This window comes from Coleofasciculus sp. FACHB-542, assembly GCF_014695825.1.
Lineage (GTDB): Bacteria > Cyanobacteriota > Cyanobacteriia > Cyanobacteriales > FACHB-T130 > FACHB-T130.
In genome coordinates this window covers 20,902-35,013 of the sequence record NZ_JACJPB010000020.1, presented here as the reverse complement: position 1 = coordinate 35,013, position 14,112 = coordinate 20,902, and the positions used below count along the sequence as shown (strand labels likewise).

At 45.9% G+C, this 14,112-nt stretch carries 11 protein-coding genes; 5 read left to right on the top strand and 6 right to left on the bottom strand.

Annotated elements, in window-relative coordinates; genetic code table 11:
* Positions 1-421 precede the first annotated feature (421 nt).
* From H6F52_RS05520 to H6F52_RS05510, 3 genes are all read right to left on the bottom strand, one after another.
* Positions 422-2,440, bottom strand: coding sequence for an ABC transporter ATP-binding protein (locus H6F52_RS05520; protein ID WP_190532626.1), 2,019 nt, complete (start codon positions 2,438-2,440; stop codon positions 422-424).
* 43 nt (positions 2,441-2,483) lie between these two features.
* Positions 2,484-3,695 (bottom strand): glycosyltransferase, encoded by a 1,212-nt coding sequence (locus tag H6F52_RS05515; protein ID WP_190532623.1) that lies wholly within the window; start codon positions 3,693-3,695, stop codon positions 2,484-2,486.
* A gap of 244 nt (positions 3,696-3,939) precedes the next feature.
* On the bottom strand, positions 3,940-4,146 hold the full coding sequence (locus H6F52_RS05510) for a hypothetical protein (protein WP_190411256.1): 207 nt from the start codon (positions 4,144-4,146) through the stop codon (positions 3,940-3,942).
* Positions 4,147-4,317: 171 nt separating this feature from the next.
* Between H6F52_RS05510 and gloB the strand changes: the two genes are divergently transcribed.
* From gloB to dnaB, 3 genes are all read left to right on the top strand, one after another.
* A complete protein-coding gene (gene gloB / locus H6F52_RS05505; protein ID WP_190532621.1) occupies positions 4,318-5,091 on the top strand; it encodes a hydroxyacylglutathione hydrolase in 774 nt (257 codons plus the stop codon).
* Positions 5,092-5,225: 134 nt separating this feature from the next.
* Complete coding sequence (gene rplI / locus H6F52_RS05500) at positions 5,226-5,684, top strand: 50S ribosomal protein L9 (RefSeq protein ID WP_190428532.1); 459 nt, start codon at positions 5,226-5,228, stop codon at positions 5,682-5,684.
* 152 nt (positions 5,685-5,836) lie between these two features.
* Positions 5,837-7,213: a replicative DNA helicase gene (gene dnaB, locus H6F52_RS05495; protein ID WP_190532629.1), complete on the top strand. Its 1,377-nt coding sequence runs from the start codon at positions 5,837-5,839 to the stop codon at positions 7,211-7,213.
* Positions 7,214-7,436: 223 nt separating this feature from the next.
* On the opposite strand, the gene trpB is transcribed toward dnaB, so the two are convergent.
* Positions 7,437-8,687 carry a tryptophan synthase subunit beta gene (gene trpB, locus H6F52_RS05490; RefSeq protein ID WP_190532618.1) on the bottom strand — a complete coding sequence of 417 codons (1,251 nt, stop codon included), beginning with the start codon at positions 8,685-8,687 and terminating at the stop codon, positions 7,437-7,439.
* A gap of 378 nt (positions 8,688-9,065) precedes the next feature.
* On the opposite strand from trpB, the gene H6F52_RS05485 reads away from it, so the two are divergent.
* A complete protein-coding gene (locus H6F52_RS05485; protein WP_190532615.1) occupies positions 9,066-9,434 on the top strand; it encodes a translation initiation factor in 369 nt (122 codons plus the stop codon).
* A gap of 128 nt (positions 9,435-9,562) precedes the next feature.
* On the opposite strand, the gene H6F52_RS05480 is transcribed toward H6F52_RS05485, so the two are convergent.
* A complete protein-coding gene (locus H6F52_RS05480; RefSeq protein WP_190532612.1) occupies positions 9,563-11,734 on the bottom strand; it encodes an ATP-binding protein in 2,172 nt (723 codons plus the stop codon).
* A 401-nt stretch (positions 11,735-12,135) separates the two neighbouring features.
* Here H6F52_RS05480 and H6F52_RS05475 point away from each other — a divergent pair, with 401 nt between their 5' ends.
* Entirely contained in the window at positions 12,136-12,297 is a 162-nt protein-coding gene (locus tag H6F52_RS05475; protein WP_190411249.1) for a YqaE/Pmp3 family membrane protein, read from the top strand.
* A 116-nt stretch (positions 12,298-12,413) separates the two neighbouring features.
* On the opposite strand, the gene H6F52_RS05470 is transcribed toward H6F52_RS05475, so the two are convergent.
* A complete protein-coding gene (locus H6F52_RS05470) occupies positions 12,414-14,024 on the bottom strand; it encodes an NAD(P)H-quinone oxidoreductase subunit 4 (protein WP_190532609.1) in 1,611 nt (536 codons plus the stop codon).
* Between the last annotated feature and the right edge of the window lie 88 nt (positions 14,025-14,112).

The following is a 14,112-nucleotide window of genomic DNA, read 5'->3' as shown; positions in this document are numbered from 1 at the left end:
TGAGTTTCTCGGCTTAAATCTCTAATAAATCTCATAAGTCTCTTGTTTTCTTGACTTTTGTTTTAGCTTATTCTACTTTTTATTATGTGTAATTTATTTTACATAAGCACTTATTTAAATCAATCGGAATTACAACAAAACTCAGGGGTTTATCAATTTAAGCAGCATCGTCTGAGCGCTACAAATGGTTTACATGGACATATTCTTTGTGTTCATTTAACATTCTTCATATCTTTTTAGGGAACACATACATATCACAAGAATGAATTATTTTATCAAACTTGGACTTATCAAATCCCCTATTGTAAATTTGGAAAAGACGCTTTTCAAATCAAAGATAAAGTACAAGAACTTTTAGATTCTTGCAAAAGTTGAAAAGCGTAAGTGCATTAATGTTTTGAAGAATAACAATAGATAATTTTTATTTCATCTTAGAGCTATCTTCGAGAAATTCTAAAGTTCTGAGCAGGCGAATTGCTGACTCGTAGGCTTCTTCGGTTAATTCGCGTGACTCTTCTGTACTGTCTACCAAGTCATCAACCACTAGCTTCAGAAAACCAATCATGGGGTTCAGACGAGACCGAACTTCGTAAGAAGTTTTGACTAAAGCTTCATTAACGGCGGCTTTAATGACATTTTGAGTTGTTTCAGAGAACTGCATTGAGTACAGACGGGTATAGTAGCCGTTTTTCTTTAAAAGTTCCGCATGAGTACCGAGTTCCACAACACGACCTTTTTCCATTACAGCAATTTGATCGGCTTTTTGCACGGTGGAAAGGCGGTGAGCAATGACCACTGTTGTGCGATCGCGGCAAAGTTCATCAATCGCCTGTTGCACCAAACGTTCTGAAACGGTATCCAGGGCACTGGTGGCTTCATCCAAAATTAGAATCTCTGGGTTGCGTAGCAGTGCGCGAGCGATCGCAATCCGTTGTCGTTGTCCTCCCGATAGCAAAACTCCGCGATCCCCAATCGTTGTATCAAATCCTTGGGGTAAGTTCACAATGAATTCGTAGGCATTTGCTCGTTTAGCCGCTTCAATCACCTCTTCCTCAGTCACTCTCTCCCAGGCATAGGCGATGTTGTTGCGAACGGAATCATTAAATAGAAAGGTATCTTGACTGACAATGCCCATCGCTTTTCTCAGCGAGTGCATATCAAATTCCTTCATATTTTTTCCATCTATCGTGATGCGACCCTCTGTCGGATCGTAAAATCTTGGTAGCAGATCGACCAGCGTTGACTTGCCTGCCCCCGATGCTCCGACTAAAGCAAGAGTTTTCCCTTTAGGAATCCATAAATCTATCTTGTTTAGAACTAAATCGTCATTCCCCGGATAGGCAAAAGACACGCCCTCAAAACGAATTTCCTCTTTAAATCCGGCGTAAGGAACTCCACCGCTCACCATTAATGGCTTGTTATCCCGGCGCAAGAAATCTGTCACTACTTCAACGCTGGGAGCAGAGTTGGCAAATTCACCCCTCGCACTGTTTAACTGACCCACAAAAGGGAGTAATCGGAACAGGACAACTAGATAAGTCAGCAGTACTGCCGAGAGCGACTCCAACTGCTGTAAAAATAAAGCACGACCTAACAATACAATTGCTAATACAACAATAATTCCCGATACTTCGTTGATAGGTCCAATCGCTGCCGAGTTCGCTTGCGATTGTAATTCTGCTTGTTCTCGATCCTTAATCAGTTTGTTTAGTCGCTCGAATTCCCGCTCTTCATTACTAACACTTTTGATGAGCCGAATCCCAGTCAAAACTTCAAGTTGGGCACTAGAATAAGCCTTTGATGCTCTTGATACTGCCTTCCCAAATTTTTTAGAGCGCTGGATATAAAATTGATTTGGCAGCGTTACTAAAATCAACAAAACTGTAGATGCTAAGGTCAGTTCCCAAGAAATTAGTAACAATATCCAGACAAATACTAAAATTGTGACTGCTGTGATAAATAGCCGTATTAAAACGCGAATTGAACTAGCAGTACGACTAACTTCTTGTCCTAACCGATTGATGATATCTCCAACTTTCGTCTTTGCAAAATATTCAATATCGACATCCAATAATAGCTTAATTCCTTCTTTACGAATATCGTTGACCAAGGATTTAGATAAGTAGCTACCGACTAGAGAGCTTATATAGCTAGTCACATTTTTTAGAATAATGGCTAGTAATACTGCCGCAGTCATTGCGATGAGACGGTTTTCTCCAGTAAAACCGTCAAACACGGATAGCATTCTCCGAATCAGGGGGGGACCTCCGGTTAAATTCAGCTGATTCTGCCCTAAAAAGTCCAGCACTACCGGCACAATTAAGGTTGTACTGACTCCATTAAATAGAGCGCCGGAGAAGCCCAGAATAACCGTCGCTATGACTAAGACGGGATACCGTAACGCAAATTGTAGAAGTAACTTATTAGAGTTTGAAAACATACTTTCTTTTCTGCTACGAAGCGAGCTTCACTTGATTGATAGTCTAAACTTTTCCAGCTAGTTGCAAATCTTTAATCACATCAGATAGTATAGATGCCATTGTCTCAGTACTATAGTGGGATATACATCTTTCTCTTGCTTTTATACCCTGCTGATTTGCTTCATCTAAATGCTCCAATATCCATTGGATTTTTTCAGCAATTTCTTCTGGAGATTCAGGAGCAACCAGATAACCTGTGCCGCCTAGAATTTCTGGAATATCGCCAACGTAAGTAGACAGAATTGGCTTTGCCATTGCCATTCCATCTGTTAATTTGAGCGGGAACTGAGCCTGTGCGGCAGGGGTATCTCGTTGGGGAACAACCACAATATGGGCAGCGGCTACCACAGCAGGCATTTCTGAAACTGGATATTTTGGTAGTTTGATAATCCAACGCTCCCACTGTTGCATTAATTGATTATCGTAGGCATCGTATGGACTTCCCCCAACAATTACAAGTCTAAGGTCTGGCTGATTCAGCCGGTCTAGTGCTGCTAAGACATCTTCAAGACCTTTGTACGGTCGTGGCGCTCCTGGAAACATTAAAATACGGTAGCCTGCGAGACCATAACGGATTCTACTTGCTTCAGAATCAAATTGGCTAGGATCAAAAAGAGTAGTATCTTTACCATTCGGTAAATATACACCTCCAAAGCGATCTTTCAAGAATTGAGTGTGTAATGTAATCGTATCGGCATAAGATACCAAGCTTTCCATCCACTGCAAATAAAGAGGGTGATCTGGATATCTTAATGCCCCATCAGGCTTCAAAGTATCTCTATAAAATTGCTTTAAACTGGGACGATATTTCCATTGCTCGCCTCCATGCCAACTGAGTTCCCAGTCATCTATATCTAAAATAATAGGACAACGAGCTGTTATTTTCTTAATGATAGATAATCCGAAACTTGTAGGTTTCAGTTTTACGGCGTATATAATATCTCCATCAATTTGTTTTATGAGTTTTTGAGCGGCTTTTATAAAACCTGAATGATAAGCGCAAGGAATAGCAACAATTGGTATGTTCGATTGAGCGACTTCTAGTGATTCTTCACCAAAAACAAAACCAAAAATTTTTACTTCATGGTTAAGTTTCTTTAAGGCTTCATATAGCAAAAACGTACGAACAGCCCCTCCCCATCTTCCTGCACCACTAGCGGATAGATCGCTTACAATCAATGAAATTTTTAATTTTTTGTTTTGCTGTAAATCCACAAATTTCTAGTTAAATTTAGATAGTTGAACATAGAATAAGCGAGTAATAGTACAGTCTAACTGAAATAACCAATTTAATCCTTTCTAGAGACTGACTTCATTCTTTATCAGTATAATGGGTGAAGTTAAAATATCAAGAGACTGGAATAAATGTATGTAGAAAAAAACAATGGTAAGTAAATCAGCTAGTAGGGTTCGGTGTCTGTTCGGCATTCCCATCTGCTAAAAAAGAATTGAAGAAGGTCTAGTCAACAAACTTTAGATGACCCGTTTGGATATTGTCAAAGATGCGATTAAGCTGGCGACGTTCTTCGTCTGTCACTAGGTAATCAGAAAGAATAGCCGTTGTCAGATGCAGATACTCGCTTCGGGTCAACTGACCGGCTGACAGGATACGGTCTACCATTTGTTGAATCTGTAAGTTTGACTGGCGTTCTCGTGTCCATGCCATAGGTGGTTAGTGACTCCTCAATTTTCGCCGATTATTTGGTGGTGTCTACTGTCTATTTAAGATTATCTGTTTGCCGTTCGTTGGCATTTGTCTAAAGTTTCTGTAAGAATAATGTTAAGAAATGATAAAGTCTTGTCCCATTGGGACACTCCCTTACAGAGGCAGTGGTAAATGCAGGTTGACCGAATTCCGGTACTTTCTGACAACTACATCTTTTTGCTGCATGACCCGACTCAGAAGATAGCAGCGGTTGTAGACCCCGCTGAAGCTCAGCCGGTACTGCAACGCTTGCAAGAAATTGACGTGCAGTTGGTAGCAATTTTCAATACTCACCATCATAGCGATCATGTGGGCGGAAATCGGCAGCTGATGCAACGCTTTCCGGATGTCTGCGTGTATGGGGGGGCTGAGGATAAAGGGAGAATTCCTGGGCAACAGGTGTTTTTGCAGGAGGGCGATCGCGTCGAGTTTGCCGGTAGAAGTGGCGAAGTTTTCTTTGTTCCCGGACATACCCGCGCCCACATTGCTTACTACTTCCTGCCAGCAACTGCTGAGGAAACGGGCGATTTATTTTGTGGTGACACCTTGTTTGCCGGTGGCTGTGGCAGGCTGTTTGAAGGTTCACCCACCCAGATGGTGTCAAGCTTGAGCAAGCTTAGGGCTTTACCGGATACTACCCGCGTTTGGTGCGCTCATGAATACACTCTGAAAAACCTCCAATTTGCTCTCACCGTCGATGGGGAAAATCCAGATTTACAATCCCGCTATGCTGAGGTCAAAGACGCCCGCAGTCGTTTGGAGGCAACGGTGCCATCGAAGCTAGGAGTAGAAAAGCGCACGAATCCATTTTTACGCTGGGACACTCCGACGCTGCAATCAGCAGCGAACAGCCAAGATCCAGTGCAGGCTTTTGCTCGGCTGCGGGGGATGAAAGATCGGTTTTAGGATTCTGTACCCCGGCAAACAGATAGGCATTCGCTGAATTCAGATTTTATATTGCGATCGCTCAACATATTTTCGTAGTATGGAGTGTTCTACCCCACGATTAATTTTCTTTTGTCTGTAGCAGAAAAAAAACTATGGCGAAGCGCGTGCAATTAGTTTTGAATCAAGATGTCAGCAAGCTAGGAAAAAGCGGTGACTTGGTTGAAGTCGCTCCCGGCTATGCTCGCAATTATCTAATTCCCCAAAAACTGGGAATCCCTGCCACTGCTGGCTTGCTCAAGCAAGTCGAACGGCGCAAAGAAAAAGAGCGGGTGCGCCTGTTGGAAGAAAAACAGCAGAGCCTTGAGCTGAAGACTGCCATAGAAGCTGTGGGCAGCTACACCATCGCCAAGCAGGTGGGTGAAGAAAATGCCATTTTCGGTACCGTCACGAGTGCAGAAGTGGTGACAGCCATTCTCCAAGCCACTGGGAAGGAAATCGATCGCCGGACGATCAGTCTTCCCGATATTGGTGAGACGGGCACCTACAAGGCAGAGATCAAGCTACACCCTGAAGTTAGTGCAGTTGTGCAAATTCAGGTTGTGCCCAGCTAATCGGAGCGCCTTGCCTGAAAAATTGAGTCGCCGCTACAACGGTTTGACCGATATTTTCCTGCCAAGGAAGGGGGTTGAGTGAAGCAGGAGTGCGATCGCTTAACCCCCGTTATCATAGTCATGGTCTGAATCTTTCTGAGAACGGCCTTGTTATGGCTAACGAACTAAATTTCCAAGGCAAAAACGGTAACGAAGCGATGTCGTCCTTGGCGAATCGCTTACCCCCCCAAAACATTGAGGCCGAAGAAAGTATTTTGGGAGGTATTTTACTAGATCCGGAAGCCATCGGTCGGGTTGCCGATATCCTTCTGCCAGACGCATTTTCAATTAACGCTCACAAGGCAATCTATCGCGCCGCCCTTGCCTTAAGCAGTCAAGGCAAACCCACAGATTTGATGAGTGTCACTACTTGGCTGTATGACAGGAGCGAACTTGACAAAGTGGGCGGACAGAGTAAGTTAGCCCAACTGGTAGATCGCACTGTGTCTGCTGTCAACATCGACCAGTATGCAGCACTGGTGATGGATAAATACCTACGCCGGAAGTTAATTCAGGCAGGTGGCGAGATTTCTCAGTTAGGTTATGAGACAGCGACCGAGCTGGCAACGATTCTCGACCAGGCAGAACAGAAAGTTTTTAGTCTCACCCAGGATCGCCCTCAGCAAGGTCTGGTACCAATTTCCGACACCCTAATCAATACGTTTCAGGATATTGAAATCCGCCATCAGGATCTGGCTCTCCCCGGTCTTCCCTGTGGCTTCTATGACCTGGACGCGATGACTGGTGGTTTTCAGCGTTCTGACTTGATTATCGTGGCGGGAAGGCCGTCTATGGGCAAAACGGCTATTTGTTTGAATATTGCCCGAAATATCGCTGAATTTCATAAATTGCCGGTCGCTGTTTTTAGCCTGGAAATGTCCAAAGAACAGCTGGTGCAGCGAATGCTGGCTAGCGAGGCAGGAATTGAAAGTAACCGCCTGCGGGCTGGGCGAATTAGTCAAAATGAGTGGGAACCACTCTCGCACGCCCTCGGCACCCTCTCGGAGATGCCAATCTACATTGACGACACGCCCAATATGACGGTGATGCAGATGCGATCGCAAGCTCGTCGTCTCCAGGCAGAACAGCATGGACAGTTGGGATTAATTCTCTTAGATTACTTGCAATTAATGGAAGGGGGCGGTGACAATCGGGTCCAAGAATTGTCGAAAATGACGCGGAGTCTCAAAGGTTTAGCCCGCGAACTCAACGTCCCGATTATTGCCTTATCCCAGCTCAGTCGCGGCGTCGAAGCCCGTAACAATAAGCGCCCGATGATGTCAGATTTACGTGAAAGTGGAAGTATTGAGCAAGATGCTGACTTAATCATCATGCTTTATCGAGATGAATACTATAACAATGACACGCCTGACCGAGGCATTGCAGAGATTATTATTGCAAAACATCGCAATGGCCCAGTAGGGACTGTAAGGCTATTATTCGATCCGCAATTTACACGCTTTCGTAATCTGGCTTCTTCTAATCGCTGAGGATGGAACTCACGATAGGGGTTCTCAGTTGAGTGCAATGTATTGAGTGCAATATATCCACTCGCAACCTTACCTCTAAGCCATCTCCGCTTTTGGGGTGAAACAGGGTGGTTTTAATTAATCTACTTCACCTTGTTTTGTTTCATAACGAATTAAGAGTAGTGAGTAATTTTTACTCACTACTCTTGAGCCATGACCGACTTGAAAAGAGAGCTAATCGCCTTTAAAGAGACAGGACTTTAGCAACTGTCTGCACATCCTTATCGCCGCGTCCAGAGCAGTTGATGACAATGCGGGGATTGCCAGTCAGTTGAGGGCAGAGAATATCCAGGTAAGCGATCGCGTGAGACGTTTCCAACGCTGGAATAATTCCCTCTAGCTGCGACAACTGCCGAAACGCTACCAAAGCCTCTTGGTCAGTCACGCTGTAGTATTCAGCCCGACCTTCATCCTTGAGATAACTATGCTCCGGGCCAACGCCGGGATAATCTAGACCAGCGCTTATAGAATGCGCCTCCACCACTTGACCATCCTCATCTTGCAGCAAATAGCTCATCGCCCCGTGCAAAACTCCCACCCGTCCCTTGGTAAGAGTGGCAGCGTGTTTCTCGGTATCAACACCCTCACCAGCCGCCTCAATTCCAATCAGCCGGACTGATGGCTCCTTCACAAACTCATAGAAGAGTCCCATCGCATTTGAGCCACCGCCGACGCAAGCCAGGAGAATATCCGGCAACCCGCCCCATTTCTCCATCGCTTGAGCGCGAGTTTCCTGACCAATTACTGCATGGAAGTCGCGCACCAACATCGGATAAGGGTGAGGGCCTGCAACCGAACCTAAGATGTAGTGAGTCGTTTCTACATTCGTTACCCAATCCCGAATGGCTTCCGACGTGGCATCTTTAAGCGTTCCGGTTCCCGCCGCCACAGGGCGCACCTCTGCCCCCATCAGCCGCATCCGGAACACATTCAGCGATTGCCGTTCCATATCCTGGACGCCCATATAAATGACGCAATCCAGACCAAATCGAGCGCAAACCGTGGCTGTAGCGACGCCATGCTGTCCGGCACCCGTTTCTGCAATAATCCGCTGCTTGCCCATTCGCTTCGCCAACAATACCTGAGCCAAAGCATTGTTGATTTTGTGGGCACCCGTATGGTTCAAATCTTCCCGCTTCAGATAAATTTGCGGCCCCGTACCATCTGGCTTTGCATAGTGAGCCGTCAAACGTTCGGCAAAATAAAGGGGGCTGGGGCGACCTACATAATCCCGCAGCAATCCTTGAAGTTCTTGCTGGAAAGCGGGTTCAGCTCGGTATTTCTGAAAAGCAGCTTCCAACTCACTCAGCGCTGGCATCAACGTTTCCGGCACGTACTTGCCGCCAAATCGTCCAAATCGCCCTAGTGCGTCGGGTTGTTGTGTAGAAGCGTTAGCAGTTTCTTGGGAATCAGGAGAAATGGGAGTACGTGTCACAGCGAATTGTGGGAATTACAACACAAACTTCATTATAGTTTCGATGAGTTTATCCAAAACAAAATTACTGGGCTGGAAGGTTCTAGTGTCTCGGAGATAGAGTGGGGCTGGGAGGTGCAGCCGTTGAGATAGGAACTGGAGTGGCATTTGAAGACGGCGGCGGCGACTGGTTCGATTTTGGCGGCGAGATTTAACAAATTCGCTAAAATTGCCCTACAGGGTAGACAGGTGCGCTCTTACAGATGTATCTCACACTTTCATTGAGAACTGCTACATCTGAATAAATCGCGGACAAAACTCGCGCCCAAATTTTGAAGAGATTTCCGGCTCCTCCTCGATCTAATCTGTTGTTGAATAACTTTTACCTGACTTACTGTTATGTCTTCTTCCAAGGGCAAAGCATCCAGTTCTAAAACACCCGCTCAAAATCGCGTTATCTACTCGGAATTCGGAAACACCGATAATTCAGATGCCTTAGAACGACCCGTGCCAGAACTACCGCCCAATCAGCAAAACCTCAAGGTTCAGGCATCTCGGAAAGGAAGAAAGGGCAAAACTGTAACTGTAATTAGTGGCTTTCAGGTAAAACTAGAAACACTGGAAGCCCTGGCGAAACAGTTGAAAGCTCAGTGCGGCACGGGGGGCACAGTGAAGGAAAATGCGATTGAAATTCAGGGCGATCATACTCAGAAACTCGTCCAAGTTCTCGCAACTTTGGGCTACAAAGCGAAAATCAGTGGCGGCTGACTTTAGTTGGAAACGGGATGAAATGCTAGAAATCAAAGTACGGATCTAGGATTATCAATTGCTCTCTAGATGGGAGTGGAAAAACACCGATAATCGCCGGTTTAGTCAGCTTGAATAAGGCACATTTCTCAGGAAGGTTGCGCTTCAGTAAGAGTCGAAGGCTTCAGCGGCAACGACACTGTAAAGCAAGTGTAATTGGCAGCACTTTCTAGATGAATCGTGCCTCCTAAATTGGCAACCAATTTCTGGACCAGCGCCAGTCCCAAGCCAGTCCCGCCTTGCTTCCAGGGATCGGAGTTGGGAATCCGGTAAAACTTTTCAAATACTCGTTCGCGCTCGCTGGCTGGAATTTCCACGCCAGTATTTATTACGCTCACTTGCATCTTATCTGCGACGCTACGTGCTTTTACTGCAATCCGTTCGGCTGATGGCGTGTACTTGCAGGCATTGTTGAGTAACTCGCTGAATATGCGTCCTAAACTGGTGCGATCGCAAATTAACGGAGGCAGTTCGGACTCAAGGTGAATTTCTAAGTGGCGATCGCGTTCTTGGGCTGGCTTTTGAAAAGTTTCTACAATTGTGGGAAGCCAATCTTCTAGCTGAATGCTTGTCAGTACCAAAGGCTGAATCTCTGCATTGATTCGCTGCCACTCTAGTAGATCGTTGATCAAGTTGGTTTCTCGCTCGCATTCATTATGCAAAATATGGAAGTAGCGAGCCACTTTGTTTCTTTCTGCGGGCGGCTTCGAGAGTTCTGCAAACAGTCCGTGGTCTTTATTCAAGGCAATCCCCAACATCTGAATCGCCATTTTCATGTTGGCAACTGGCGATCGCAATTCATGGGGAACGGTACTGAGAAAGTCATCTTTGAGGCGATTCAGCTTTTCCAGTTCTGCGACTTGCGTTTGTGCTGCTTGATAGAGTCGGGCTTGTCGAATTGCGATCGCGCATTGAGACGCCACTTGCTGCACAAGCTGGATTTCTAGCTCGTTGAAAGCTTCCTCCTGCCGCTTAAATAACCAGAGATCCCCAAATACTGCTTGGCTATCAAAAATCGGACAAGCTAGGATAGCCACCGCTCCTCGAATCTCAGGGATTAGGTAACAAAACTGGAAATACTGACCTTTCAGTAATTGAGCATCGTCTTGAAAAAGGTCAGAAATTGTGACGACTTTTCCTAGTGCCGATGGCAATCCTTGGGTGTATTCGTGAGCGATTGTTGCCGTGGTTTGATTGGCATCGTATAAAGCTGTATCGCAGCCTTCAATCCCCAACACTAACGTTAATTCTTCGACAGCCGTTTGCAAAATATGGTTTTCGTCGAGGCTATCACGAACTTTGTCAGTAATGCGTTTAAGCATTGCTTCAAAGTCAAGGATCTGTTGCAAGTGGATTGTGCGATCGCGATTGAGCTGGTCGTGGGGTTGCTCGTGCAGCGTTTTTTGCAACCTCGTATCCCTTACCCCGCTATCATTTTGGGCAATTTTTCCCTCAACCTGATTTTCTAGATCCCTATCGGCGCACTCCCAATTTGTCCCCGAAAAATCTACTACCCGCTCGGCTTGACACGGAAGCATTTGTTGCAGCAGCCAGCGCAAACCTACGACTTGCAGATGTTGCGGCTCTTGCACTGGCTCGACAGTGACGATAGCCTTAAATGTCCTACCCTGCCTTGTTTGCAGGCAGATTTCCCAGTTATTGACAACAAATCCCTGTTGTAGGGCGCTGAGTTGAGTCTGAAAGTCGTCACGAGCATCCGTGACCACGAACTCCACCAGCGCCTTACCGACTAAGCTTTCTTGAACGCTTTCGAGCCACTCACCGCTAGTCCGGTTGGCTGATAAAATTACGGCTTCTGGATTTGTCACCAAAAAGCCAATCCCCTTTCCCTGGGAAACCACCTCTGAGTTGCTATAAGCAGGCTCGATTGCTTGTAAAGCTTTTTGGTGAGTGGAAAGGAAAATAAACTCACCTTCGGTTGGGGAACGCTGCTGTTCTTTGAGTCCTGCGTGATTTTTGTTAGCGAATTCTTGCTGAATTTGTTGGCGCAGTTGCTCAATGACGGCCTGCATTTCTTGCAGCTGGGTCGATAGTTTTTTCAGAGCATCCACGAGCGGCTCCTGGTGAGACATCGGTAACTTTCCAGCACATTGCCACAGATGCTCAAGCCGCTGTAGGGAATCTTCAATCTGCTGGTCTAGATCATCTACCATTGCACCCTTTAGCCGCCTAGACAACGCTTCTGTATCAGCAGTAATACCCATATCAGCAATGCTCAGATTTTGCCGGATTTGTTGCAATAATAGCTCTGCTTATTTGTGCCTTTATTTTCTTAATAGAATAACTTCATATTCTTTGGGGCAGCATCGCATCTTAGACTGATTTTCCCCAAAAAAGTTCCTGCCTTGTTGATAAATATGCAGCCCAGCTTGATGTTGTGAGGATTTCCGCGATAGTCTCACACAAACCATTGCTTCTCGGCGATCGCCCGCAATTCCCGTTCCCAAAATTCCTCTCTACTGACGACTGACTTAATATTTTTAAACATTAAAGATTTTTAGCATTTTAGTAGCAAAGATAACAGTAAAGTTGTTTTATCTACTCACCGATAGATTGACAGTTCTATCGGAATAGAGAGAAGAATTCCCCAAATCAATGAGATCCTAGAAAATATTCCCATTAATTCTCAAAAGGTGTTTTTATGGATTTCTTCCGTATCCTGATCGCTATTTTTGTGCCACCGCTGGGTGTTTTCTTGCAAGTTGGCTTTGGAAGAGACTTTTGGATCAATCTCGTCTTGACTTTTCTAGGTTATTTTCCCGGAATCATTCATGCGGTGTGGATTATTATTTCGAGAAAATAGCGATCGCTCCTCCATTCCCCACAACCTAACCATTCGGCTCCATCCAAAAGAAACAAGGAGCCATGAAGATGGCTCCTTAAATCAGCACGATTGATTTCTAAGGACAGTCGAGTCAATTACTCGGCTGCACTCAGCAAATTTCCAGCCGCAGTAGCGGGTAAAGTTGGTGCAACCAAACCGCGCGAGTAGAGAGGCGCTTTGGTTTGAGCGACTAGAGGCAGTACATTGTGAACCTGGGCAGCGATCGCTACAGTCTTCACATCGTAGGTTTGAGTTGCCACCTTGGGATAGAAACCAATTCCGATAATCGGAATAATTAAGCAAGCGGCAATAAACACCTCGCGCGGCTGGGCATCCAGCAACACTAAATCTGTTACCAACTCTTGATGCTGCTTACCGTAGAACACCTGCCGCAGCATAGAGAGTAAATAAACTGGTGTTAGAATTAATCCCACCGCAGCCAGCAATACCACCACTACTTTGAATGCGGAACTGTAAGCATCACTCATGGTGAAGCCTAGAAAGACTGTCAATTCCCCGACAAATCCGCTCATTCCCGGTAAGGCAAGAGAAGCCATTGAACCGGCGGTGAACAAAGCAAAAACTTTAGGCATTTGTTTCGCCATGCCCCCCATTTTTTCCATCATCAGGGTGTGGGTGCGTTCGTAGGTAACGCCTGAGAGGAAGAACAGCGCCGCTGCAATCAACCCGTGGGAAACCATTTGCAGAACTGCACCGTTTAGCCCTAAGTCAGTGAACGAGGCAATTCCAATCAGTACAAAGCCCATGTGGGCAATCGAAGAACAAGCTAGCCGTCGTTTGAGATTGCCTTGAGCAAAAGCGTTTAAAGAACCATAGACAATGTTGACGACACCCAATATCACGAGTACTGGGGCGAAATAAACATGGGCGCTAGGCAGCATTTCGATATTCATGCGGATTAGCGCATAGCCGCCCATTTTCAGCAACACCCCAGCCAAAATCATCGAGACGGGGGCGGAAGCTTCGCCGTGAGCATCAGGTAGCCAAGTGTGCAGCGGGAAAATTGGCAGTTTGACGCCGAAGGCAATCAAGAACCCAGCATAGGCCAGGAGTTCCAATGCTAAGGGATAATGCTTGGCTGCCAGTTCCGCCATGTCAAAGGTGACGGTATCGCCATAGAAAGCCATTGCTAAACCGGCAACTAAAATGAACACCGAGCCTAAGGCAGTGTAAAGGATAAATTTGGTTGCAGCATACTGGCGCTTTGGCCCTCCCCAAATGGAGATCAGCAGGTACACCGGCACTAACTCTAGTTCCCACATCAGGAAGAACAAAAGCATATCCTGAGCAGCAAAAACGCCAATCTGAGCGCTGTACATTGCCAGCATTAAAAAGTAAAACAAACGTGGCTTATTTGTAACGTTCCAAGCCGCGAAGATAGCCAGGGTGGTGACTAAGCCGGTCAAAGCAATCAACGGCATAGACAGCCCATCCACCGCTACAGACCAATTTAGACCGAGTTGAGGCACCCAAGAATAGGTTTCAACTAACTGAAATGTTGGGTTTTTTAAGTCGTAGTGACGCCAAAAGGTATAAACAATCAGAGCAAAATCTACTAACGCTACGCCCAATGCGTACCAGCGGACGGTCTTGCCGTCTTTATCCGGTAGTACGGGGATGGCGAAGGAAGCGAGTAACGGCAGCAGAATAATCGTGGTGAGCCACGGAAATTGAGTACTGATCATCAGAACCTACCCAAGGTTGAGGCGATATTGCGGCATTTAGGTGGCGTATTGCAGGCACTCAACAGAGCAACCTGTACTTCGCCAAAGT

What these genes read in the sequence shown, in the direction of transcription:
- H6F52_RS05510 (WP_190411256.1), bottom strand. Translation starts at nt 4,146, where the DNA reads ATGGCATGGACACGAGAACGCCAGTCAAACTTACAGATTCAACAAATG.
- dnaB (WP_190532629.1), top strand. Translation starts at nt 5,837, where the DNA reads ATGGCTAACGAACTAAATTTCCAAGGCAAAAACGGTAACGAAGCGATG.
- H6F52_RS05470 (WP_190532609.1), bottom strand. Translation starts at nt 14,024, where the DNA reads ATGATCAGTACTCAATTTCCGTGGCTCACCACGATTATTCTGCTGCCG.
- gloB (WP_190532621.1), top strand. Translation starts at nt 4,318, where the DNA reads ATGCAGGTTGACCGAATTCCGGTACTTTCTGACAACTACATCTTTTTG.
- H6F52_RS05485 (WP_190532615.1), top strand. Translation starts at nt 9,066, where the DNA reads ATGTCTTCTTCCAAGGGCAAAGCATCCAGTTCTAAAACACCCGCTCAA.
- H6F52_RS05475 (WP_190411249.1), top strand. Translation starts at nt 12,136, where the DNA reads ATGGATTTCTTCCGTATCCTGATCGCTATTTTTGTGCCACCGCTGGGT.
- rplI (WP_190428532.1), top strand. Translation starts at nt 5,226, where the DNA reads ATGGCGAAGCGCGTGCAATTAGTTTTGAATCAAGATGTCAGCAAGCTA.
- H6F52_RS05520 (WP_190532626.1), bottom strand. Translation starts at nt 2,440, where the DNA reads ATGTTTTCAAACTCTAATAAGTTACTTCTACAATTTGCGTTACGGTAT.